The organism is Micromonospora vulcania, from assembly GCF_042658605.1.
Taxonomy (GTDB): domain Bacteria; phylum Actinomycetota; class Actinomycetes; order Mycobacteriales; family Micromonosporaceae; genus Micromonospora; species Micromonospora vulcania.
This window is the reverse complement of the sequence record NZ_JBHSQS010000021.1, coordinates 12,533-34,441: the sequence shown is the minus strand read 5'-3', so window position 1 is coordinate 34,441 and position 21,909 is coordinate 12,533. Positions and strand designations below refer to the sequence as shown.

Sequence of the window (21,909 nt, the reverse complement as noted above, 5' to 3'; positions counted from 1 at the left end):
CAAGGATACGAGACGCCGGCGAGGCCCCCGCCGAACGTTGCTCGTCACAGCGGCGGGTCGGGGTACGCGGGCACCGGTTAGGGTCCGGGACATGCCGTTCGACATCGCCCGCACCCGGGCCGCGTACCCCGCCCTGACCGAGGGCTTCGTCCACTTCGACGGTGCCGGGGGCACCCAGACCGCGGCCGGCGTGATCGACGCGGTCACCGACGCCATGCGCTCGGCCGTCGGCAACCGCAGCGCCGCCTTCGTGCCGGGTCGCCGGTCGCTGGAGTTGGTGGCGAAGGCCCGCTCGGCGGTGGCCGACCTGCTCGGCGCCGACCCGGCCGGGGTGGTGCTGGGCCCGAGCGCGACCGCGTTGACGTACACCCTGGCCCGTACCCTCGGCGCGAGCTGGCGGCCGGGCGACGAGGTGGTGGTCTCCCGACTCGACCACGACGCGAACGTACGGCCGTGGGTGCAGGCCGCCGAGGCGGCCGGCGCGACGGTGCGCTGGGCCGAGGTCGACCGGCAGACCGGCGAGCTGCCCGCCGACCAGTACGCCGACCTGGTCGGCGAGCGGACCCGACTGGTCGCGGTGACCGCCGGCAGCAACGCCATCGGCACCGTGCCGGACGTACCGGCGATCGCCAAGACCGCGCACGCGGTCGGCGCGCTGGTCTGCGTCGACGGGGTGCACTCGGTGCCGCACGGGCCGACCGACCTGGCCTCGCTCGGCGCGGACGTGCTGGTCACCAGCGCCTACAAGTGGTCCGGCCCGCACCTGGCGGCTCTGGTGGCCGATCCGGCCCGGTGGACGGCGCTGCGCCCGGCGAAGCTGGTGCCGTCCTCCGACGCCGTGCCGGACCGGTTCGAGTACGGCACGCCGAGCTTCCCGCTGCTGGCCGGCGTCGCCGCCGCCGTGGACCACCTGGCCGGCCTGGACCCGGAGGCGGTCGGGGACCGCCCGACGCGGCTGCGTGCCGGGTTGGCCGCCGCGCAGGCGCACGAGGAGGCGCTGCTGGACCGGCTGCTCGCCGGGCTGGCCGCGCGGCCGGCGATCACGGTGTACGGCGCACCGGCCCGACGCTGCCCGACGGTCTCCTTCCGGGTCGCCGGAATGTCCCCGACGGCCACCCAGGAGGCGTTGGGCGCCGCCGGGTTCTGCCTCTCCGCCGGCGACTACTACGCCTACGAGTACTTCCAGATGATGGGGCTGCGGGACACCGGTGGCGCGGTCCGGGCCAGCATCTACCACTACAACACGGCGGACGAGGTGGACCGCTTGCTCGCCGAACTGGACGCGCTGGCCGACGGCGCGGGGAGAATGACACCGTGAGCACCCTGGTCGAGGACAACGCCGCCGAGCACCGCTTCGAGATCCTCATCGACAACGCGCTGGCCGGCTTCTCGGCGTACCTGCCGCGCGGCGCGGACGTGCTGGTCTTCACCCACACCCAGGTGGACCCGCACTTCCAGGGCAGGGGCGTGGGCGGCGCGCTGATCCGGGGCACCCTGGATCAGGTACGCGCCCGCGGCGGCACGGTGGTGCCGCAGTGCCCGTTCATGGCCGCGTTCATCGACAAGCACCCCGAGTACGCCGACCTGGTCGCCGAGCACCCGTAGCGACCGGCCGCCGGGCCGACCGCACCGGTCAGCGGGCGCCGGTCAGCACCTCGGCGGCGGCCTGCCCGCTGGCCCGGGTGGCACCGTGGGTGGCCAGGTGCACCGCGCCGGTGACCAGCTCGGGTACGCCCAACTCGACCACGACCGCGTCCGGCCGGGCGGTCAGTGCCCGCTGTACCGCGGCGCGCATCCAGTCGTGCCGGTGCAGGTCGCGGACCACCAGCACCAGCGGGCGGCTGCCCGCACCGGCGCCCGGGTCGGCCGGCACGTCGGTCGCGCAGTAGCGGACCGTGCCCGTGCCGGGCAGCAGCTCGCCCAGGGGTCGGCCGATGCCCCACGGCGTCTCCGCGCCGATCGCGATGTTGCGCGGCGGCTCGAACTCCACCACGTACGCCGCCCGGGTCAGCGGCAACGTGGGCGACTGACCGTCGGTCCCGGCCGCGACGGTGACCCGGACGGCCCGACGGGCGGCGACCAGCCCCACCTCGGTGGTGGTGCCGCGTGCTCGGCTCGACTGATCGGCGCGGGCGGCCACCGTCCAGGCGGCGAGCTGGCCGACCCGCTTGGCCGCCTCGGCGAGGCGTTCCTCGGGCAGCTCGCCGGAGACGACGGCGGCCACGATGGCGTCGCGCAGTTCACGGGCCGCCCCCTCGTCGGCCCGTTCCCCGCCGATGCAGATCGCGTCGGCCCCGGCGGCGAGCGCACGGACCGCCGCGCCGGCGAAGCCGTACCGGTCGGCGACCGCGCGCATCTCCACCGCGTCGGTCACCACCACGCCGCAGAAGCCCAGCTCGTCGCGGAGCAGGCCACCCAGGATGCGCTGACTCAGGGTGGCCGGCAGCTGCGGGTCCAGCGCGGGCACCAGCAGGTGACCCGTCATGATCGCCTGTACCCCGGCGGTCACCGCAGCCCGGAACGGGGCCAGCTCGCAGGCGTCCAGCCGGGCCCGGTCGGCGGTGATCCGGGGCAGGTCGTGGTGCGAGTCGACCCGGGTGTCGCCGTGCCCGGGGAAGTGCTTGGCGCAGGCGGCCACCCCACCGGACTGGAGTCCGCGTACCCAGGCGGCGGTGTGCCGGGCGACCAGTGCCGGGTCGGCCCCGAAGGAGCGGACTCCGATCACCGGGTTCGCCGGGTTGGAGTTGACGTCGGCGTCCGGGGCGTAGTCGAGGGTGATCCCGGCCTCGGCCAGTTCGAGGCCGAGGTCGCGGGCGACCGCCTCGGTCAGCTCCGGATCGTCGACCGCGCCGAGGGCGAAGTTGCCCGGGCGGGAACTGCCCCGGCCGGACTCGATCCGGGTGACGTCGCCGGCCTCCTCGTCGATCGCCACGACGACGTCCGCCCGCTCGGCGCGCAGCGTCGCGGTGAGCGCCGCCACCTGGTCGGTGTCCACCACGTTGCGGGCGAACAGCACCACCGAGCCGAGCCCCTCGCCGAGCCAACGGCACACCCAGGGCGGTGGGGTGGTGCCGACGAAGCCGGGTTGCAGGACACCGGCGGCGAGCGTCGCCAGGTTTCCGGTCGGTGCGCTCACGCCGGTACCCCCCGTCGGGCGACGCTGACCACAACGTCGTCTCCCGGCACCGCCGCGCCGTACTCGCCGACCCGCTGGCTGCGCTCGCTCATCCGGCCCCCGTACCCGTCGCCACCGCCTCGGCGGACCACCCCAGGCGGGCAGTGCTGCCATGGTCACACCGGGCGATTCAATAGTCAATAAACCTTACAGTTGCCTCACGGCACGGTCCCCGGGGAGAGTGCGGGCATGGACACCGTGCTGCTGGCCGACGCGACGAGCCCGGCCGACATCCCCGGCGTACGCCTGCTCGGTCTGGTGGTCGGCGCGCTGCTGCTGCTGGCCGCGATCCGGGCGATGTTCCGCCGCCGCTGAGCGCGCCTTCCCGGGAGGCGCGCGGACGAGACCCAACGGGCCGGGTGTGACCGGCGACGACCGGGGTACCGCTGTCCCCGTCGAGCAGGTCCGCGCGCCGAGGGGGAACCATGAAGATCGGCTATTTTCTGTCCTGTGAGGAGTTCACCCCGGCCGAGTTGCTGGAGCAGGCACGCGGTGCCGAGCAGGCCGGTTTCGAGGCTCTGTGGATCTCCGACCACTACCACCCGTGGACCGACGCGCAGGGGCAGAGCCCCTTCGTCTGGTCGATGATCGGCGCGCTCAGCCAGGTCTGTTCGCTACCGGTGACCACCGCGGTGACCTGCCCGACCGTGCGTATCCATCCGGCGGTGATCGCCCAGGCGGCGGCGACCAGCGCGGTGCTGCACGGCGGGCGGTTCGTGCTCGGCGTCGGCACCGGCGAGGCGTTGAACGAGCACATCCTCGGCGACGCCTGGTCGCACACCGCCGTCCGGCTGGAGATGCTCCAGGAGGCCGTCGAGGTGCTGCGCGAGCTGTGGCGGGGCGGTGTCGTCAACCACCGGGGCACGCACTACACCGTCGAGCAGGCCCGGCTCTACACGCTGCCCGACACTCCGCCACCGATCTACGTCTCGGGCTTCGGCCCGAAGGCCATCGACCTGGCCGCCCGGATCGGTGACGGCTACGTGAGCACCACGCCGGACGGCGACATGGTCCGGCGTTTCCGGGAGAACGGCGGCGGCGACAAACCGTGCCAGGCCGGCTTCAAGGCGGCGTACGCCAACAGCGAGGACGAGGGCGTACGGATCGCGTACGAGCGCTGGCCCAACGCCGGGTTGCCGGGCGAGCTGTCCCAGGTGCTCCCCTCGCCGCGCCACTTCGAGCAGGCCGCCGAGCTGGTCAAGCCGGAGATGATGAAGGAGTCGTTCGTCTGCGGCAACAGCCCCGACGCGCACCTGGAGATGATCGACCGGTACGCCAAGGCCGGCTTCGACGAGGTGTACGTGGCCAACACCGGCCCGCACTACCAGGGCCTGCTCGACCTCTACCGGCGCGAGGTCCTGCCCCGGCTGCGGTGAGCCGGCCGGCGGACGGTCAGGGCTCCGGTCAATCAGCTCAACCGGTCCATGGGGGACGGTTTCGGCGTTGAGGTGGTCGGGTACCTCCGGCCCTCGATGAAACTGCTCACGAACTCGATGACGTTGCGCCGCGCGGCGCGGAGCCTCTTCGGCTGGACCGCGCTGCGGCCCAACCAGCTGGCCGCCATGCGCGCGGTGATGAAGCGACGCGACGCCCTGGTGGTGCTGCCCACCGGGGCCGGCAAGTCGGCCATCTACCAGATCCCGGCCAGCCTGATCCCCGGCCCCACCGTGGTGATCTCCCCGCTGCTGGCCCTGCAACAGGACCAGATCGCGGCCCTCAACGAGCGCCAGCGCCCGGAGCTGCGGGCGGTGCGGATCAGCTCGAACGAGTCGGCCGCCCAGCAGGCCGAGGCGATCACCGAGATCCGCGAGGGCCGGGCGGAGTTCCTGTTCATCACCCCGGAACAGTTGAGCAACCCGGACCGGATGGCCGAGGTCGCCGCGCTCAAGCCAGCACTGGTGGCCATCGACGAGGCGCACTGCATCTCGGCCTGGGGGCACGACTTCCGCCCCGACTACCTGGCGCTCGGGCACCTGATCGAGGGCATCGGCCGGCCGCCGGTGGTCGCGCTGACCGCCACCGCGTCCCCGCCCGTACGCGACGACATCATCGCCCGGCTGCGGCTGCGCAAGCCGGAGGTGGTGATCTCCGGCCTGGACCGCGCCAACCTGTTCCTGGAGGTGGCGCACTGCCCCACCGAGGACTACCGGTGGCGGCGGCTGGTCGCGCTCCTGCGCGACGACGAGCGACCGGGGATCATCTACGTGCCGACCCGCCGCTCCGCCGAGGAGTTGGCCGCCCGACTGACCGACGCGGGCTTCCCGGCCCAGTACTACCACGGTGGGATGCCGGCCGGCGCGCGCGCCGAACTGCACGAGGCGTTCCTCGCCGACCAGGTGCCGATCATGGTGGCCACCTCGGCGTTCGGCATGGGCATCGACAAGCCCAACATCGCCTGGGTGGTGCACATGGCGCTGCCCGACTCGCCGGACAGCTACTTCCAGGAGATCGGCCGGGCCGGCCGCAACGGTCAGCCGGCCCGGGTGCTGCTGCTCTGGCAGGCCGAGGACGTGGGCCTGCAACGGTTCTTCAGTGGTGGCCTGCCGGACGAGAACGAGTTGCGTGACCTGGCCGCACTGCTGCGCCGCAAGCCGGCCACCAAGACCGAGCTGCGCGAGGTCACCGGCCTCGGGCCGCGCAAGCTGGGCCAGTACCTCTCGCTGCTGGAGCAGGCCGGGGCGGCCGAGCCGCGCGCCGGGCAGCGGATCGGCGCACCCCGCTACTCCCCCACGCCGGTGGACGCCGCCGCCGCGGCGCTGGCCCAGGCGGAGCGCCAGCAGACCGTGACCCGGTCCCGGACCGACATGATGCGGGCCTTCGCCGAGACCACCGCGTGCCGCGGGCAGACGCTGCTGGCCTACTTCGGTGAGCAGATGACCCAGGTCTGTGGGCACTGCGACAACTGCCACGCCGGCACCAGCGTCGCCGACCAGGGTGCCGTCGGGCCGTTCCCCGTGCACAGCCAGGTACGCCACCCGGAGTGGGGGCACGGCATGGTGCTCGGCTACGAGGACGACCGGATGACGGTTCTCTTCGACGACGTGGGGTACAAGACGCTGTCCGTACGCGTGGTGTCCGAACAGGGCCTGCTGACGCTGGACTAGCCTGACCGCACAGAGCGCGGATCGACCAAACAGAGCAGGGTGGAAGGGGCGTTGCCGTGATCGAGCAGCCGGCGTACACCGGTTTCGGTTTCTCCGACGAGGAGTGGGGGCTGCTGGTCGGCCTGCCGCAGTCGGTGCTCACCGCGGCGAGCGCCGCCGAGTCCGACGGCACCCGTCGGACCATGGCGGAGAACGCGGCCGGGCTGGAGACCATCGCGGCCGGCCGGGAGTCGGCGAGCCCGCTCGTCGCCGCCGTGGCCGGCGAGATCGTGACCCGGGTCGGCGACCCGGAGACCGGCGAGGAGCTGCCGGTCATCGAGCCCGCCGACCCGCAGGCGATGATCGACGACGTGCTGGTGCGGGCCGGCGAGGCCGCGACGCTGCTGGCCGCCCGGGTCGACGAGGGCGCGGCCGGCGCGTACAAGCACTGGCTCGTGAAGATCGCCGAGCAGGTGGTCGGCGCCGCGTCCAGCGGTGGGCTGCTGGGCATCGGCGGCGAGTCGGTCAGCGACTCCGAGCGGCGCTTCCGCGACCGGCTCGCGCACGTCCTCACCGACTGACCGACCCGACACGGCCGCCCGGCGGCCCGCCCCGCGTACGCGGGGTGGCGCCACCGGGGGCCGGCCGGATCCTCCGGTCACGACGCCGCCGGCTGGGCGACGCCGGCCGGGACCGGGTCGGCGTCCAGCGCGGCGGCATCGCCCGGCCGGACGCCGCGCAGCGCGATCAGCGCCGTCACCGCGCCCAGCAGCATCGCCACCGCGGCGGCGATCGCGGCGAGGTGCAGCCCGTCGGTGAACGCGAGCCGGGCGGCGTGCAGTACCGCGTCGCCCAGGTCGGCGGGCAACCCGTCGGCGACCGCCAGCGCGCCGCCCAACGTCTCCCGGGCCGCGTCGCGGGTGTCCGCCGGCAGCCCGGCGGGCAGGCCGTCGACCACCTCGCGCCGGTAGACCGCCGCGCCCACGCTGCCCAGGATCGCCATCCCCAGCGCGCCGCCCAACTCGCTGCTGGACTCGGTGAGCGCCGAGGCGACTCCGGCCTGCTCCGGCGGGGCCGCGCCGAGGACCAGCTCGGTGACCAGCGACATCACCATCACCAACCCGGCCGCGTAGATGCTCGCGCCGAGCAGCAGCAGCCACAGTGGCGTCTGCGGCGTGACCCGGGTCAGCACCACGAACCCGACCACGGCGATCCCGAAGCCCGTCCCGATCAGGTACGACCGTTCGATGCGCTGGGCGAGCGCGGCGGCGGCCGGGGCGATGCCACCCACCGCGAGCGACGGCACGAGGCTCCACAGTGCCGCCCGCAGCGGGCTCAGGCCGAGCACCGACTGGAGGTGCTGGGTGGTGAAGATGGCGAAGCCGACCAGGGCGAACATCGCCAGCAGGTTGACCGCGAGCGACCCGGCGAAGCCGTGGCGGCGAAACAGCGCCAGGTCGATCATCGGGTACGCCCGGGTCCGCTGCCGGTGCAGGAACAGCGCGCCGACCAGCAGGCCGGCGAGGATGGACGCCACCCGCACCGCGCTGACGCCGTCGCGGGCCATCTCCTTGATCCCGTAGATCACCGGCAACAGCGTGCCGAGCGACAGTACGGCGCTGAGCAGGTCGAACCGCCCACCCGCCGGGTTGCGGAACTCGGGCACCAGGGCCGGGGCGAGCAGGAGCAGCAGCACCATCGCCGGAATGTTGATCAGGAAGATCGAGCCCCACCAGAAGTGCTCCAGCAGGATGCCGCTGAGCACCGGGCCGATCGCGATCCCGCCGGTGAGCGCGGCGGTCCAGATGCCGATCGCGGTGCCGCGCTGCTTGGCGTCGGGGAACATGTTGCGCACCAGCGCCAGCGTGGACGGCATCAGGGTCGCCCCGCCGATGCCGAGCACGGCCCGCGCGGCGATCAACGTCGCGGCGCTGTCGGCGTACGCGGCCAGCAGCGACGCCGCACCGAACGCGGCGGCGCCGAACAACAGCAGCCGACGCCGGCCGATCCGGTCGCCCAACGCGCCCATGGTGATCAGGAGCCCGGCCAGCACGAAACCGTAGATGTCGAAGATCCAGAGCTGCTGGGTGCCGGTGGGGCGCAGCTCCTCGCTGATGAACGGGACGGCGAAGTAGAGCACCGAGACGTCCATCGAGACCAGGAGCAGGGGCAGCATCAGCACCCCGAACCCGATCCACTCCCGCCGGCCCGCTCGCGGTGCCGGTGCGGTCGTCGCTGTCATGGCAAGACTCCTTCTGCGTATGACGTACGCTCTTATGCGTAGACCATACGCAGAACTAGGATGAGGCCGCAAGGAGGAAAATGTGGCGGCAAGGACAGACGACAACGGCCCGGCGCTCCCGCCGGCCATCGAGAGTGCCTGGGGGTTGCGCGAGCGAGCACCCAAAGGTCCCCGACCGGGGTTGAGCGTGAGCGGCATCGTCGACGCCGCCGTCAAGGTGGCCGATGCCGACGGCCTGGCGGCCGTCTCGATGAGCCGGGTGGCCAAGGAGTTGGGCGCGGCCACCATGGCTCTCTACCGGCACGTCGGCTCGAAGGACGAGCTGCTGCTGCTCATGGTGGACGTCGGGTACGGCCCGCCACCCGGGCCGGCCGAGGCGAACGACGACTGGCGTGCGCGCCTGACACGCTGGGCCTGGGCCGAGCACGACGTGCTGCGCCAGCGCTCCTGGCTGCTCCAGGTGCCGATCACCGGCCCGCCGATCACTCCGCAGCAGCTCGGCTGGATGGAGGACGGGCTGCGCTGCCTGGACGACACCGCGCTGGCCGAGAGCGAGAAGATGTCGGTGCTCCTGCTGGTCACCGGCTACGTCCGGAACGAGGCGATGCTCACCATGCAGATCGCCGAGGGCAGCCGGGCGGCCGGCATCGGGCCGGGCGAGATGATGCCGGCGTACGGCCGGACGGTGGCACGGCTCATCGACCCGGTCCGCTTCCGGGCGCTGCACCGGGTGCTGACCTCCGGCGTACTCAGCCAGGACGACGACCCGGACGACGAGTTCACCTTCGGCCTCGACCGGATCCTGGACGGCATCGCGGTCCTGATCCACCGCCGAGCTGATTGAGAGGGCCGGATGCTACCCAGGGACATCATCGACACCAGCGTCCTGCCACCCCGCGACCGGTTCGGGATGTGGCTCGACCTGGTCGCGCGTACCTCGGCGCCCATGCAGTTCCGGTCCGCGCACACCGACGACTTCCGCGCCCGGGCCGACCTCATCGACCTCGGCCCGATCAAGCTGATCAATTACCGCTATCCGTCGCTGGACGCCACCCGAACCCCCAAGCTGATCCGGCAGTCGGCCCCGGAGATGTACGTGCTCGCCCTCACCACCAATGGCGTCGGACGGTCCAGCCAGGACGGCCGAAACACCGAGATCCGCGCCGGCGACTTCACCTTCTACGACCACGCCCGCCCGCACAACGTCGGCCACCAGGCGAGCAAGCCCGAGCGAAGCCCTGCCACCTCGATCGTCACGATGATCCCGCACGCGGCGCTGCCGCTGCCGCCACAGCGAATGGCCGCGTTGTATGGCGGGCGAATGTCCGGCAGCGAGGGGATCGGGGCGCTGCTGGCGCAGTTCCTGCTCCAGATCACCGGGCACCCGGAGCAGTACCACGCCGCCGACGTCAACCGGCTCGGCACGGTGGGCCTGGACCTGGCCACCACCCTGCTCGGCCGGAATCTGGTCGCCGAGGACGCGGTACCGACCGAGGTACGCCGACGGGCGTTGCTCACCCAGGTGCAGGCGTACATCCACCGCCACCTCGGCGACCAGACGCTCAGCCCGAAGTCCGTCGCGGACGCCCACCACGTCTCGCTGCGCTCGTTGCACCGGTTGTTCGAGGACGAGGAGGCCACCGTGGCGTCCTACATCCGGGATCTACGGCTGGCCCGCTGCCGCCGTGACCTGGCCGACCCGGCGCTGCGTACCCGGCCTGCGCAGACCATCGCCGCCCGGTGGGGTTTCCCCGACAAGGCCCACTTCAGCCGGGCGTTCCGGGCGGCGTACGGGCTCAGCCCGCAGGCGTACCGGGAGAACCCGACCGACCCGGCGCGGATCGTCAACCGTCCGGCGTCCATGGTCAACTCGCCTGCACCAGACTGAGAACCAACGCGGCCGACCCGCCGCCCGCCTGCGCGGGCCAACGGTGGGCCGCCAACGGGGGCCGTGGCGAGGCGCCCGCCGTCGATCCGGCGGCGGGCGGCCGCCCGGTGCCGCCTCCCACCAAGGCGCCGGCCCCGTCGCTCTTCCCCCCAGGATCGCCGATGGGGCCGGTCAGGCTCTCTCCAGCAGCTCCAGCACGACCCGTTCGGCCTCCGCACGCGGTGCCAGCGGGTCCACCGACACCACCACCCCGTCGTGATACAGATCGACCACGCGCGGGTCCACGTAGGACGTCCGTGCCACCGTGGCGGTGTTCCCCAGCAGTTCGGCGACCGCACGCATCACCGCGACCACGGCCTTGCGTCGGGCGGTCACCGAGCGGGCCGGGCCGGCGGTGGCCAACTCGGTAGCGGCGAGCACGGTGGCGTGCCAGGTGCGGAAGTCCTTGGCGGTCATCTCCCCGCCGCTGGCGTCCCGCAGGTAGCCGTTGACCTCGTCGCTGCGCACGTCGCGCCACTCCCGGCCATCCCAGTAGCCGAACAGCCGGTCCGCCCGTCGGCGACGACGGCGCAGGGTGGTCAACACCTGGCACAACTCGGGATCCTCGATCCGGCGCACCTGTTCGATGCCGCCCTTCGCGGGAAACACGAACACCACGCAGCCGCCTCGGGTCCGGGCGTGCTCGGGACGCAGGGTGGACACCCCGAACGTCGGGTCGTCGCCGGCCGCGTACTGGTCGCTGCCGACCCGGAACATCCCCATGTCCAGCAGCCGGGCGACCGTGGCCAGCACCCGGTCGCGGCCCAGCCCTCGGCCGTCCAGGTCGCGCCCGACCCGCTCGCGCAGCACCGGCAGCCGCCGGGCCACCTCCAGCACGCGGTCGAACTTGGCCTCGTCCTGCTTCTCCCGCCACAACGGGTGGTACACGTACTGCTTACGGCCGGCCGCGTCGACGCCGGTGGCCTGGATGTGGCCGTTCGGGTGCGGCGAGATCCAGACCTGCTGCCAGGCCGGCGGGATGACCAGCTCCCGCAGTCGGGTCAGCTGGGCGGAATCGCGGACCGGGGCACCGGCCGGATCGACGAACACCCAGCCCCTGCCGCGCCGCCGACGCCCGTACCCCGGCCGGCCCGGGTCGCTACGCCGCAACCGCACCGGAGACCCGTACCACCCGTTCCACCTCGTCCACGGCGGCCAGCACCTCGTCGAGGCGCAGGGCGGTCAACGTCGGATGGCTTCCTACCCCGTCCCACCTGGGCCAATCGCCCTCGCCGGCCCAGAGCGCCCGGTGCCGGGGCCGGTCCGGCGGCGGCCCCCAGCGGGCCGGTGGCACCGGCCCGAAGAGCACCACCGAGGCGGTGCCGTACCCGGTGGCCAGGTGCGCCACCCCGGTGTCGCCGCTGACCACCAGCCGGGCGTGTGCGACCAGCGCGGCCAACGCGCCGAGGTCGGTCCGGCCGGCCAGCACGGCGGTGGGTGGCAGGCCGGCCGTCTCGGCCACCCGCTCGGCCAGCGCCCGTTCGTCGGCCGAGCCGGTGAGCACCACCCGGTGCCCCCGGTCGGTGAGCGCCCGGGCCAGCGCGGCGAAGCGCTCGGCGGGCCAGCGCTTGGCGGGAATCTTGGTGCCGGGGTGCAGCACGGTGGCCCCGACCGGCAGTCCGGCCGGCCCGGGTCGGCGCAGCCCGAGGTCGGTGCGGTCGGCCGGGATGTCGTACCAGGACAGCAGCCGGCACCAGCGGTCCACCTCGTGCTCGTCGGCGGCCCAGCGCGGGCCGTCGGAGAACCTCGCGTCCGCGTTGGCGAAGGCGAGCATCCGCCCGGGCCGGGCGGCGGCGACAAGTCGGTGCGACTGCGGGCCGCGCCCGTGCAGGTTGACCGCGACCTGCGGGGCGGGACCGGACCAGGCCGGTCGATCCAGGCCGGCGGTGTCCACCAGCCGGTCGATACCGCCGACCAGCTCGACCAGCGGGGCCAGCCCGGCCGGCGCGGCGAGCGCCAGCTCCCGACCGGGGTACGCGGCCCGCAGCGCCCGCAACGCGGGCACCGCGGTGACCAGGTCGCCGACACCGAGGGCGCGCAGAACGAGGATCACGGGTACGAGGTCTCCTGCTCGGCGCAGACCACCATCTCGCGGACCGCGCAGCCGGTCGGCTGACTGAGCGCGAACATGATCGCGGCAGCGGTGTCGACGGGGTCGTTGAGGATGGCGTCCGCCCCCGGCCGGTACTGCGGGTCCCGCTCGTCGAAGAACGCCGTACGCATCCCGCCCGGGATGAGCAGGGTGACGCCGACCTGCCCGGCGAGCTCGGCGGCGAGCGCGCGGGTGAAGCCGACCACGCCGAACTTCGCCGCGCAGTACGCGGTGGCGTCGCTGACCGCCTTGACACCCAGGGTGGAGGCGACCGTGACGATGTGACCCCGGGAGGTCCGCAGGAACGGCAGCGCGGCCCGGATCACCGCCGCGGTGGCCAGCAGGTCGACGGCGATGATTCGGTCCCAGGTCTCGCCCGGCACGTCGGCGAGTCGGCCCGGCACGTCGATGCCGGCCGCGGTGACCACCGCGTCCAGGCCGCCGGCCTGCTCGGCGAGGTGCCGGGTGGCCACCTCGGCGGCCCGGGTGTCGGCCAGGTCGCACTCGGTCCAGGACACCCCGTCCACCGGTGGCTGCCGGTCCAGCACGAGCGGGCGACCGCCGGACCCGGCCACCGCGGCGAGCACCGCCGCGCCGAGTCCGCTGGAGCCGCCGGTCACCAGGACGGTGGGCCCGGCGCCGGGCGTCGCGGCGGTCACCGCGTCCGCCCCTGGTCCGGCATCGTCGACGGGGTGGCGAGCCGCGCCGGTTCCGTCGGGCGTCCGGCCGCGCAGCACCCGTCGGCGTGGCCGCCGCCGGAGCGGGCGATCATGTCGGTGGTGGATCGGCCGTCGAGGTACGGCACCACCACCGTGTTCCCGCCCCAGCGGCGCAGCAGCTCCGCCTCGGGCAGCGTCGCGGCGTCCCCGCCACCGGTGGCGTAGTCCCCGCCCTTGACCCAGATGTCCGGACGCAGCCAGGACAGCGCCGCGTGCGGGGTCGCCTCGTCGAAGATCATGACCGCGTCCACGCAGCTCAACGCGGCCAGCAGTCGGCCACGGTCGCCCTCGGACATCACCGGCCGGTCCGGCCCCTTGAGCCCGGCCACGCTGGCGTCGGAGTTGAGGCAGACGATCAGGCAGTCGCCGAGTTGCCGGGCCGCCTGAAGGGTGGCCACGTGCCCGGCGTGCAGCAGGTCGAAGCAGCCCCCGGTGGCCACCACCGTGCCCCCGGCGGCGCGTACGTCGGCGAGTACTCCGGCGGCTGCCGCGACGCCCACCCGGTCGCCCCCCGGCCCGACCACGCCGGCGCTCACCGGACGTACCGGCGGCGGTAGGGCCGTGGCCACTCCCCCACCGGCCACGTACGCGGACGCCTCGGCGACCCCCTCCTGCACCGCCTCGGAGACCAGAGCGCCCCGGGCCAGCGCGAGACTGGCGGCGGCCGCGAACCGGTCGCCGGCCCCGCAGGTGTCCCCCTCGGCGCTGCCCGGGGTGGGCACCACCAGCGGCGTCGACCCGGCGTGGCAGAGCAGCGCGCCGTCCCCACCCAGGGTCACCGCGACCGCGCCGGCCCGCCACTGCCGGCGCAGCCCCTGCGCGCCCCGCGAGGCGGTGGCCAGCCGGGACGCCCCGGGCAGCGCGGGGACCAGCTCGCGTACCTCCGACTCGTTCGGGGTGGCCAGGTGTACGCCGGGCACCGCGGCCGGACCACGCGGGTGCGGGTCCCACACCACCGGCGCGCGGGTGGCGGCCAGGGCGGCCCGCAGCGCCGGCTGCCGTGCCACGCCCCGGCCGTAGTCGCTGACCAGCACCGCCGACGCCGCCCCGATCACCCGCAGCACCTCCTCGGAGGGCTGGCCCGGCTCGCCGGGCACCCCGCCGCGGTCGTGGCGCAGCAGCACCCGACCTCGGGCCCGCAGCCGGATCTTCTCCGGCGTCGCACCGGACAGCGCCAGTGGGTACACCTGGACGCCGGCGGCGGTGAGCAACGCGCTCAGCCGGGCCCCGCCGGCGTCGTCGGCGAGTGCGGTCACCAGCACCACCTCGGCGCCCTGCGCGGCGGCGAAGACCGCCGCCAGGCCGGCGCCGCCGGGCCGGTCGATGGACGCGGTCTCGTCGAGCACCGGCACCGGGGAGTCCGGGCAGAGCCGGTTCACCACCCCTTCCACGTCCCGGTCGAGCAGGGTGTCCCCGACCACCACCACGGGTCCCCTCACGCTTTCCTCCTCATCCTCACGCGTCGATCTGCTGTCCGGTTCCGCCGTCCAGCACCACCTCGACCCCGGTACGCACCGCCCCGGAGCGGGCCCGACCGGCCGGCGCGGGTTCGGTCAGCGCGGGCTCGGCCGGCGTGGGTTCGGTCAGCGCGGCGGGAAGTGCCTGTTCGAGGTATTCGCAGAGCAGGTGACTGGTGACGAGGTGCAGCTCCTGGACGACCTGGGTGTCTCCAGACGCGATGACGAGCGCGTCGTCGCAGATCTCGGTGAGGGGGTTGGGGGCGGGCCCGGTGAGAGCCCAGGTGGTGAGGCCGGCCGCGCGGGCGGCACCGGCGGCGGCGAGCAGGTTGGGGCTGGTGCCACTGGTGCTCAGGAGTAGCAGGACGTCGCCGGGACGCCCGTGGGCACGGACCTGACGGGCGTAGACGTCGGTGTAGCCGTAGTCGTTGGCGATCGCCGTGAGAGCGCTCGTCTCGGCGTGCAGGGCGATCGCGGACAGCGGCTGGCGGTCGTGGTGGAGTTTGCCGACGAGTTCCGCGGTGAGGTGCTGGGCCTCGGCGGCGCTGCCGCCGTTACCGGCGACCAGCAGCCGGGCACCGGCGGCCAGCCGGTGCGCCAGCTCCGTACCCCAGCGCACCAACTGCGGCTCGCACCGCCGGTACGGCACCAACGCCTCGGCCAGGTTCCTCAGGTGCAGATCCAGCACGCTGCCCACCGTCATCAGGCCACCACCCTGCTCGGCCGACGGACCGCCGCCACCTCGCCGTAGACCTCGGCCAACCGTTCGGCGGTGGCCGCCCAGGAATACCGCGCCCGGGCCCGTTCACGTGCCGCGGTGGCGTACGCGAAGCGCCGGATCCGGTCGTCGAGCAGTCGCTGGATCGCGGTGGCCAGGGCTCGCGGGTCGCGGGCCGGTACGAGTTCACCGGTCGTCCCGTCGACCACGGTGTCGCGGATCCCGCCCACGGCGGTACCGACGACCGGCACCCCGCAGGCCATCGCCTCCAGCGGAGTCAACCCGAACGGCTCGTACCAGGGGGCGGCGACCAGCAGGTCCGCCGAGCGGTACCAGCGGCCCATCTCCTCCCGGGGCACCGCGCCGACCAACCGTACCCGGTCGGCCACCCCGCACGACTCGGCCAGAGCCCGCAGCCGCCGGGCGTACGGGTCGGTCTCCAGCAGCCCCTCGGGCGGGCCGCCGACCACCACGCACTCGGCGTCCGGGACCAGCGCCATCGCGCGGATCACCGTCTGGAAACCCTTGCGTTCGACGAGCCGGCCCACGGTCAGGATCCGGGCCCGACCCGGCTCGCGGTCGGCGGCCGGCCCGAGCGGGGCGAACGTGGCGAGGTTGACCCCGGACGGGACGACGGTCATCCGGGACCGGGGCACCCCCATCCGTACCAGCTCACCGACCTCGTCGCGGCACTGCGCGACCACCCGGTCCACCGAGCGGCCCAACTCCCGCTCGTAGGACACCCGCCGCGCCGGGCTGGTGTCCTGTACGCCCTGGTAGCGGCGCTTCACGGTGCCCAGCGCGTGGTACGTCTGCACCACCGGCACCCCGGTCTGCCGACCGGCGGTCAACGCCGCCAGGCCACTCATCCAGAAGTGCGCGTGGATCACCTCGGGCACCCAGTCCCCGCCCCGCCACCGCTCGATGAGCCAGCGGCTGAACTCCCGCATGTGCGGCAACAGCGCGTCCTTGGCCACCGGCTCGGCCGGGCCGGCCGGCACGTGCACCACGTCGTACCCGTCCGGGGTACGGACGGTCACCGGCAGGTCGAGCGCGTCGCGCCGGGTGTAGACCCGCACCTCGTGCCCGGCGGCGGTGAGCGCGGCGGACAACTCCGCGACGTGCGTGTTCTGGCCGCCAGCGTCCTCCCCTCCGAGGATGGCGAGCGGGCTGGCGTGCTCCGAGATCATCGCGATCCGCATACTTCCTCCTCCAGCAGCCGGTCCCAGTCAGCGAGGAAACGGTCGAGGCCGTACCGGTCACGCGCGGCGGTCCGTGCCGCCGCGCCGGCCTGGCGCGCGGCCGCCGGATCGGCGATGAACCGGCGGGCGGCGTCGAGCAGGGTGTCCATCCGGGTGGCGAGGGCTCCCGCGGCGGGCGGCACCGCCGTCACCGCCTCGGTGGTGGCGAGCGCGACGACCGGCATGCCGATCGCCATCGCCTCGATGAGGCTGAGCCCGAGCGAGGTCCACCGGCAGAGGTGCAGGTACGCGCGCCGCCGGGCCAGCTCGGCGTGCATCCGGTCCTGGGGTACGTCGTCGTGGCTGGTGAGCCGGTCGGCGGGCAGGCCGAGGTGGTCGGCCAGGCCGGCCACGCCCATGCCGTACACGTCCAGTGGCGCGATCTCGGCGAACCGGGACAGCAGGTCGGTGCCGGTGACCCGGCCCCGCCGGACCGGCTCGTTGATCACCACGGCGAGCCGGTCCAGCTCGCCGGTGTAGGACACGGTGGGCGCGACGATGCCGTGGTCGACCACGGTGGTCCGGGTGTCGCCGGTGTCCCAGAAGATCTGGTTGAACCCGGTGACGTGGGCGATGAGCAGGTCGTCGCGGTCGGCCATCGGGTGGCGGCTGTTGGGCACGTCCCCCTTGGGGGTGTTGTGCTCGACGTAGATGGCGGGCACGTCGCGGCCGGGGCGGCGGCGCAGCCACTCCTCGGCACGGTCGAGTTCCTCGGGGCGTTGCAGGATCACCAGGTCGACGTCGGTGGTGAGCAGGTCGTCGGGGGTGACCTCGACGGCGGAGTCGGGCCACGGGTAGGTGCGGGCGCGGCCGAGGCCCCAGGGGCCACGCTCGGGTGTGGTGGGGATCAGGTAGCGGTGGCTGCCGTGCACGAACGACGTGGTCCAGGAGCCGTGCACGTGCCAGAGCAGGACGTTCATCGTCGGCCACCACCGACGACGGCCAGCACCCGCAGCGCCTTGACCACGTCGGCCGGGTCGAGGCCGCTGAGGCAGGGGTGCCCGGGGATCGGGCAGCTCGCGGCCCTGGTGTCCCGGCAGGGCGCCGCGGCGTCACCGAGCCGGACGGTGGGCACCCGGTAGGGCCCCCACTGTCCGAACGGGACGGTGGGCGCGAAGAGGCTCACCACCGGCACTCCGGCCGCGGCGGCGAGGTGCGCGGGTCCGGTGTTGCCGACCACCACCGCGCCCGCGTCGGCCACGATCGCGGCCAGCCCGGCCAGGTCGGTCCGGCCACCGAGATCGGTACCGCCGGCCGCCGCGACCTGGGCGGTGACCTCGCGTTCGTCCGGCCCCCCGGTGACCAGCACCCGGTGGCCGGCGGCGGTCAGCGCCCCGGCGATCCGGGCCGCCAGCTCGGGCGGGCAGGCCCGACTCGACGCGGCCGAGCCGGGGTGCAGCACCACGTACCCGGGATCGCCGAGGTCGCCCCGGCGGGGCGGCAGCGCGTCCGGCCGGAGCCGGAGCACGGGTTCGTCGCCGGCGGGCAGCCGGTGGCCGGCGGCGGCGGCGAGGGACAGGGCACGTTCGGGTTCGGGTACGCCCACCGGCACCCGGTGGCGGATGTCCAGCAGCGAGCCCGGGTAGTCGTCGCTGATCGCCGCGATCCGGGGGATCCCGGCCATCCGGAGCAGCAACGCCAGCGGCAGGGCGGACTGGTGGAACGAGGTGAACACCACCGCCTGTTCCGCGCCGACCGCGGCGATGCGTGCGGTCAGGGTCCGCATGGCGGCCGGATCGACGGGCGCCGGCGTGGGGTCGATCCACGGCAGCGGATGCTCGATGATCTCGTCGATGCCGGGCAGCAGGTTAGCGGCGGCGCGTCCGCGCGGGCCGCACAGCAGCACCACCCGCTGCGCGCCGGCCGCGACAGCGCGGATCGCCGGCCCGGTGACCAGCACGTCCCCGGCCGAGTCGGACCGCACCACCAGCGCGGTACCCACCCGGTCGGCAGCACCCGGCGCCACCTGCACGGCCTGCTGCCGGCGCAGGATCTCGTGCACGGCCGCCGGCAGATCGTTGGCCACCCACCCGGCGGCGGCCACCTCCTCCGGCCGCGTGACCGGGGTCGGCACCAGCACCCCGGTCGCCCCCGCCGCCAGCGCGGCGGCCACGTCCCGGCCGATGTCGCCCACCATGACGCACCGTGCCGGGGTCGTGCCCAGTTCCCGGGCTGCGGCATGCACCAGACCGGGCGCGGGCTTGCGGCAGTCACAGCCGTCGGCGTCGTCGTGCGGGCAGACCAGCCACGCGTCGAAGCGACCCAGCAGCTCCTCGACCCGGGCGTGCACCGCCCGCATCTGCTCCTGGGTGAAGTAGCCCCGGGCCAGGCCCGACTGGTTCGTCACCACCGCCAGCCTCAGCCCGGCCGCCCGCAACCGGTCCAGCGCCGCCCGCGCCCCCGGCAACGGCCGCACCTTCTCCGGATCACCGTTGTACGGAACGTCCTCGATCAGGGTGCCGTCGCGGTCCAGCAGGACCGCGTCGTACAGGACCCGGGGGTGACCCTCGACGGGCCCGGAAGCGGCCCGGTCAGCACCGGCGTACACCGGGGCTGACCTGCGCTTATCCGGATCCTCCTGGTCCTGTCGCACAGGCGGCGGGTTCCCTGCGCCCCGAGGAGTAAACGTCAGTCTGAGCGCGGTGGAGCCAGCGCCGCCGGCGGTGCCCGCGTCGGCCTTACCCGTCGCCCCGGAGAAGCTAACCCGCTGGCCCGGCCGCCCGTCGAACGGTGCGACGGGGAGCCTTTTCAATCCGGATCGAGCAACTGGCTACCCTCTCAGGTAGCCCTGTCCGCAAACCGAGGATGTCCGACATGATCGAGCCCGTGCAGCTGCCGTCACCGTGGCGGGACGCACACCTGACCGTCGTGGTGCCCACCTACAACGAGGCGGGCAACCTGCCGGCGCTGGTCGAGCGGCTGCTCGCACTGCCGCTGCCGGGGCTGCGCATTCTCGTGGCGGACGACAACTCCCCCGACGGCACCGGCGAGGTGGCCGACAAGCTGGCCATCGAGCACCCGGACCGGATCGAGGTGATGCACCGGGCCGGCAAGGAGGGCCTGGGTCGGGCGTACGTGGACGGGATGGGGCGGGCCATCGAGGGCGGCGCCGAGTACGTGGCGCAGATGGACGCCGACCTGTCGCACCCACCGGAGGCGCTGCCGGGGATGCTGGGCGCGCTGCTCTCCACCCAGGCCGGCGTGGTGATCGGGTCCCGGTACGTGCCGGGTGGCGAGCTGGACGAGAACTGGCCGCTCTACCGCCGGGCCCTCAGCGGCTGGGCGAACCTCTACGTGCACACCCTGCTGCGGGTACGGATCCGCGATCTGACCGCGGGCTTCAAGATCTGGCGGGCCGACGCGCTGCGGGACATCGGCCTGCACCGGGTGCAGTCCAACGGCTACAGCTTCCAGGTGGAGATGCACTACCTGGCCACCAAGCTGGGGCACACGATCCTGGAGGTGCCGATCCGCTTCGAGGAGCGGCGCGACGGTGAATCCAAGATGACCACCGCCACCAAGGTCGAGAGCGCCCTGATGCCGTTCCGCCTGCGCAGCAAGCACCGCAACATCACCGGCTGACCCGCGTACCCCCGCCGCCCGCCGTGTCGGGGCGGCGGGGGCCGGGACCGGTCAGTCGGGATAGACGGTGCGGTGCGCGGCGGCGATGGCGGCGGCGTAGGCACGGCCGGTGAGCGCACGGTCGCGGGCCAGCGCCGCACGGGCGGCGTTCGCGCCGGGCGCGCCGTGCACGCCGCCGCCGGGATGCGCCGACGCGCTGGCCAGGAAGAGCCGGTCCACCGGGGTGTCCGCCCGGCCCAGGCCGGGAATCGGGCGTAGGAACAGCTGCTGGTACGCCGCGGCGGTACCACCGCCGAGCGCCCCACCGACCAGGCTCGGATCGCCCTTCTCCAGGTCGGCCGGCCCGGCCACGTGCCGGCCCACGATGAGCTGCCGGAAGCCCGGAGCGGCCGCCTCCAGCACGTCCTCCATCCGCTGCACGTGCCCGGCGACGTCCTCGGCCCGCCAGTCCCGGCGAAACGGCAGGTGCGTGTAGGACCAGAGCGACTCGGTCCCCGGCGGGGAGTGGCTCGGGTCGGCGACGGACATCTGCCCGACCAGCAGGAACGGGTCGCGGGGCAGTTCGCCGCGGGCCAACTGACCGGCGTAGTGGGTCAGCCCGTCCAGGTCCGCGCCGAGGTGCACGGTGCCGGCGGTGGCCACGGCCCGGTTCGTCCACGGCACCGGCGCGGAGAGCGCCCAGTCCACCTTCAGCGTCGAGCCGTCCCACCGGAAGTGCGCCAGGTCCTCCACCAGCCGCGACGGCAGCGTCGCCGCGCCGACCAGGTCGAGGTAGAGCGCCGGCGCGGGTACGTCGGCGAGCACGGCCCTACGGGCCCGCCACAGCGCACCGCCGACCGTACGGACGCCCATCGCCCGGCCCCGGGCGGTGAGCACCCGGTCGACCCGGGCACCGTAGAGGATGCGGCCACCGCGCTCGCGCAGTCGGGCCACCAACGCGTCGGTGATCCGCTGCGAGCCACCGTCGGGCACCGGCCAGCCGACCTGTTGACCGAGCATGGCCAGCAGCCAGCCGTACACCCCGGAGCCGGCCTCCTCGGGGGACAGGTCGGTGTGCAGGGCGCAGCCGGCCAGCAGGGCCGGTCCGCCCGGGCCGTCGAAGAGTTCGTCGCCGAGCTTGCGGACCGGCACCACCAGCCGTCGGGCCAGCCGGAGCGCACCGGCGACCCGCAGCCGGCGCAGCAGGCCCAGCCCGCCGCGCACCGGTGGGAACGGCGTGGTGATGCTCTCCAGCAGCGGCTCGGCCACCTCGACCCAGTCGGCGTACGCGTCGAGCCAGCGCTTCCCGTCGCCGGGAGCGAACTGCTCCAGCGAGGTCGCGGTGGTGTCCGGGTCCCGGTTGATCACCGCCGCCCGGCCGTCCGGCAGCAGGTGCGCCAGCACGTCCGGCGAGTGCCGCCAGGCCAGCCCGTGCCGGCCCAGGTCGAGACCGCGGAGCACCGGGGAGGCGTACCCGAGGGGGTAGAACGAGCTGTAGAGGTCGCTCAGGTAGCCGGGTGCGGTGACCTCGGCGGAGCGGACCGCGCCCCCGGGCACCGCGGTCGCCTCCAGCACCACCACGTCCCACCCGGCGTCCGCCAGCAGGTTGGCCGCCACCAGACCGTTGTGACCGGCTCCGACGACGACGGCGTCGGCCCTCTCCGCGCCCGTGGTGGTCACCCGATCCGCCTACC

Annotated in this window: 20 protein-coding genes; 9 read left to right on the top strand and 11 right to left on the bottom strand. The window is 74.2% G+C overall.

What is annotated here, in order from left to right:
* Positions 1 to 91 precede the first annotated feature (91 nt).
* Both ACFQGL_RS26025 and ACFQGL_RS26020 read left to right on the top strand, forming a co-directional pair.
* Positions 92 to 1,318, top strand: coding sequence for a cysteine desulfurase-like protein (locus ACFQGL_RS26025; RefSeq protein ID WP_377515084.1), 1,227 nt, complete (start codon positions 92 to 94; stop codon positions 1,316 to 1,318).
* Positions 1,315 to 1,605 carry a GNAT family N-acetyltransferase gene (locus ACFQGL_RS26020; protein WP_377515083.1) on the top strand — a complete coding sequence of 97 codons (291 nt, stop codon included), beginning with the start codon at positions 1,315 to 1,317 and terminating at the stop codon, positions 1,603 to 1,605. Before ACFQGL_RS26025 ends, ACFQGL_RS26020 begins: the two co-directional genes overlap by 4 nt.
* Before the next feature lie 28 nt (positions 1,606 to 1,633).
* Here the strand turns inward: ACFQGL_RS26020 and ACFQGL_RS26015 are convergent, their stop codons facing one another.
* Positions 1,634 to 3,136, bottom strand: a complete 1,503-nt coding sequence (locus ACFQGL_RS26015; RefSeq protein ID WP_377515082.1) for a glycoside hydrolase family 3 protein — start codon at positions 3,134 to 3,136, stop codon at positions 1,634 to 1,636.
* A 228-nt stretch (positions 3,137 to 3,364) separates the two neighbouring features.
* On the opposite strand from ACFQGL_RS26015, the gene ACFQGL_RS26010 reads away from it, so the two are divergent.
* The 4 genes from ACFQGL_RS26010 to ACFQGL_RS25995 all read left to right on the top strand — a co-directional run bounded on the left by ACFQGL_RS26010 (position 3,365) and on the right by ACFQGL_RS25995 (position 6,839).
* On the top strand, positions 3,365 to 3,490 hold the full coding sequence (locus tag ACFQGL_RS26010; RefSeq protein WP_377515081.1) for a hypothetical protein: 126 nt from the start codon (positions 3,365 to 3,367) through the stop codon (positions 3,488 to 3,490).
* 110 nt (positions 3,491 to 3,600) lie between these two features.
* Complete coding sequence (locus tag ACFQGL_RS26005) at positions 3,601 to 4,551, top strand: TIGR03557 family F420-dependent LLM class oxidoreductase (protein WP_377515080.1); 951 nt, start codon at positions 3,601 to 3,603, stop codon at positions 4,549 to 4,551.
* A gap of 96 nt (positions 4,552 to 4,647) precedes the next feature.
* The gene (locus ACFQGL_RS26000; RefSeq protein WP_377515079.1) at positions 4,648 to 6,279 is read left to right on the top strand and encodes a RecQ family ATP-dependent DNA helicase; all 1,632 of its coding nucleotides are present in this window, start codon (positions 4,648 to 4,650) and stop codon (positions 6,277 to 6,279) included.
* 56 nt (positions 6,280 to 6,335) lie between these two features.
* Positions 6,336 to 6,839: a hypothetical protein gene (locus tag ACFQGL_RS25995; RefSeq protein WP_377515078.1), complete on the top strand. Its 504-nt coding sequence runs from the start codon at positions 6,336 to 6,338 to the stop codon at positions 6,837 to 6,839.
* Between the two features lie 77 nt (positions 6,840 to 6,916).
* Here the strand turns inward: ACFQGL_RS25995 and ACFQGL_RS25990 are convergent, their stop codons facing one another.
* On the bottom strand, positions 6,917 to 8,500 hold the full coding sequence (locus ACFQGL_RS25990) for an MFS transporter (protein ID WP_377515077.1): 1,584 nt from the start codon (positions 8,498 to 8,500) through the stop codon (positions 6,917 to 6,919).
* An 82-nt stretch (positions 8,501 to 8,582) separates the two neighbouring features.
* Between ACFQGL_RS25990 and ACFQGL_RS25985 the strand changes: the two genes are divergently transcribed.
* Positions 8,583 to 9,344, top strand: coding sequence for a TetR/AcrR family transcriptional regulator (locus ACFQGL_RS25985; protein WP_377515076.1), 762 nt, complete (start codon positions 8,583 to 8,585; stop codon positions 9,342 to 9,344).
* A gap of 9 nt (positions 9,345 to 9,353) precedes the next feature.
* Complete coding sequence (locus tag ACFQGL_RS25980; RefSeq protein ID WP_377515075.1) at positions 9,354 to 10,388, top strand: AraC-like ligand-binding domain-containing protein; 1,035 nt, start codon at positions 9,354 to 9,356, stop codon at positions 10,386 to 10,388.
* 171 nt (positions 10,389 to 10,559) lie between these two features.
* Here ACFQGL_RS25980 and ACFQGL_RS25975 read toward each other — a convergent pair whose 3' ends face one another.
* The 8 genes from ACFQGL_RS25975 to ACFQGL_RS25940 are packed head-to-tail and all read right to left on the bottom strand — an operon-like array spanning position 10,560 to position 19,247.
* Positions 10,560 to 11,543 carry a DNA topoisomerase IB gene (locus ACFQGL_RS25975; protein WP_377515074.1) on the bottom strand — a complete coding sequence of 328 codons (984 nt, stop codon included), beginning with the start codon at positions 11,541 to 11,543 and terminating at the stop codon, positions 10,560 to 10,562.
* Complete coding sequence (locus ACFQGL_RS25970; protein ID WP_377515073.1) at positions 11,527 to 12,480, bottom strand: glycosyltransferase family 9 protein; 954 nt, start codon at positions 12,478 to 12,480, stop codon at positions 11,527 to 11,529. Before ACFQGL_RS25970 ends, ACFQGL_RS25975 begins: the two co-directional genes overlap by 17 nt.
* Entirely contained in the window at positions 12,477 to 13,178 is a 702-nt protein-coding gene (locus tag ACFQGL_RS25965; RefSeq protein ID WP_377515072.1) for an SDR family oxidoreductase, read from the bottom strand. Before ACFQGL_RS25965 ends, ACFQGL_RS25970 begins: the two co-directional genes overlap by 4 nt.
* Positions 13,175 to 14,662, bottom strand: a complete 1,488-nt coding sequence (locus ACFQGL_RS25960; protein WP_377515135.1) for a PfkB family carbohydrate kinase — start codon at positions 14,660 to 14,662, stop codon at positions 13,175 to 13,177. The genes ACFQGL_RS25965 and ACFQGL_RS25960 overlap by 4 nt, the downstream gene beginning before the upstream one ends.
* Positions 14,663 to 14,693: 31 nt before the next feature.
* On the bottom strand, positions 14,694 to 15,401 hold the full coding sequence (locus ACFQGL_RS25955; protein WP_377515134.1) for a D-sedoheptulose-7-phosphate isomerase: 708 nt from the start codon (positions 15,399 to 15,401) through the stop codon (positions 14,694 to 14,696).
* On the bottom strand, positions 15,398 to 16,615 hold the full coding sequence (locus ACFQGL_RS25950) for a glycosyltransferase (RefSeq protein WP_377515071.1): 1,218 nt from the start codon (positions 16,613 to 16,615) through the stop codon (positions 15,398 to 15,400). The genes ACFQGL_RS25955 and ACFQGL_RS25950 overlap by 4 nt, the downstream gene beginning before the upstream one ends.
* Positions 16,600 to 17,574, bottom strand: a complete 975-nt coding sequence (locus ACFQGL_RS25945) for a glycosyltransferase (RefSeq protein ID WP_377515070.1) — start codon at positions 17,572 to 17,574, stop codon at positions 16,600 to 16,602. The genes ACFQGL_RS25950 and ACFQGL_RS25945 overlap by 16 nt, the downstream gene beginning before the upstream one ends.
* On the bottom strand, positions 17,571 to 19,247 hold the full coding sequence (locus tag ACFQGL_RS25940) for an HAD-IIIA family hydrolase (protein ID WP_377515069.1): 1,677 nt from the start codon (positions 19,245 to 19,247) through the stop codon (positions 17,571 to 17,573). The genes ACFQGL_RS25945 and ACFQGL_RS25940 overlap by 4 nt, the downstream gene beginning before the upstream one ends.
* 221 nt (positions 19,248 to 19,468) lie before the next feature.
* Between ACFQGL_RS25940 and ACFQGL_RS25935 the strand changes: the two genes are divergently transcribed.
* On the top strand, positions 19,469 to 20,236 hold the full coding sequence (locus tag ACFQGL_RS25935) for a polyprenol monophosphomannose synthase (protein ID WP_377515068.1): 768 nt from the start codon (positions 19,469 to 19,471) through the stop codon (positions 20,234 to 20,236).
* A 51-nt stretch (positions 20,237 to 20,287) separates the two neighbouring features.
* Here ACFQGL_RS25935 and ACFQGL_RS25930 read toward each other — a convergent pair whose 3' ends face one another.
* The gene (locus ACFQGL_RS25930) at positions 20,288 to 21,895 is read right to left on the bottom strand and encodes a phytoene desaturase family protein (protein ID WP_377515067.1); all 1,608 of its coding nucleotides are present in this window, start codon (positions 21,893 to 21,895) and stop codon (positions 20,288 to 20,290) included.
* Between the last annotated feature and the right edge of the window lie 14 nt (positions 21,896 to 21,909).

Excerpts from the sequence above, each read along its gene's own strand:
- ACFQGL_RS26025 (WP_377515084.1), top strand. The coding sequence starts at position 92 with ATGCCGTTCGACATCGCCCGCACCCGGGCCGCGTACCCCGCCCTGACC.
- ACFQGL_RS26010 (WP_377515081.1), top strand. The coding sequence starts at position 3,365 with ATGGACACCGTGCTGCTGGCCGACGCGACGAGCCCGGCCGACATCCCC.
- ACFQGL_RS26005 (WP_377515080.1), top strand. The coding sequence starts at position 3,601 with ATGAAGATCGGCTATTTTCTGTCCTGTGAGGAGTTCACCCCGGCCGAG.
- ACFQGL_RS26000 (WP_377515079.1), top strand. The coding sequence starts at position 4,648 with ATGAAACTGCTCACGAACTCGATGACGTTGCGCCGCGCGGCGCGGAGC.
- ACFQGL_RS25990 (WP_377515077.1), bottom strand. The coding sequence starts at position 8,500 with ATGACAGCGACGACCGCACCGGCACCGCGAGCGGGCCGGCGGGAGTGG.
- ACFQGL_RS25980 (WP_377515075.1), top strand. The coding sequence starts at position 9,354 with ATGCTACCCAGGGACATCATCGACACCAGCGTCCTGCCACCCCGCGAC.
- ACFQGL_RS25950 (WP_377515071.1), bottom strand. The coding sequence starts at position 16,615 with ATGCGGATCGCGATGATCTCGGAGCACGCCAGCCCGCTCGCCATCCTC.
- ACFQGL_RS25945 (WP_377515070.1), bottom strand. The coding sequence starts at position 17,574 with ATGAACGTCCTGCTCTGGCACGTGCACGGCTCCTGGACCACGTCGTTC.
- ACFQGL_RS25935 (WP_377515068.1), top strand. The coding sequence starts at position 19,469 with ATGATCGAGCCCGTGCAGCTGCCGTCACCGTGGCGGGACGCACACCTG.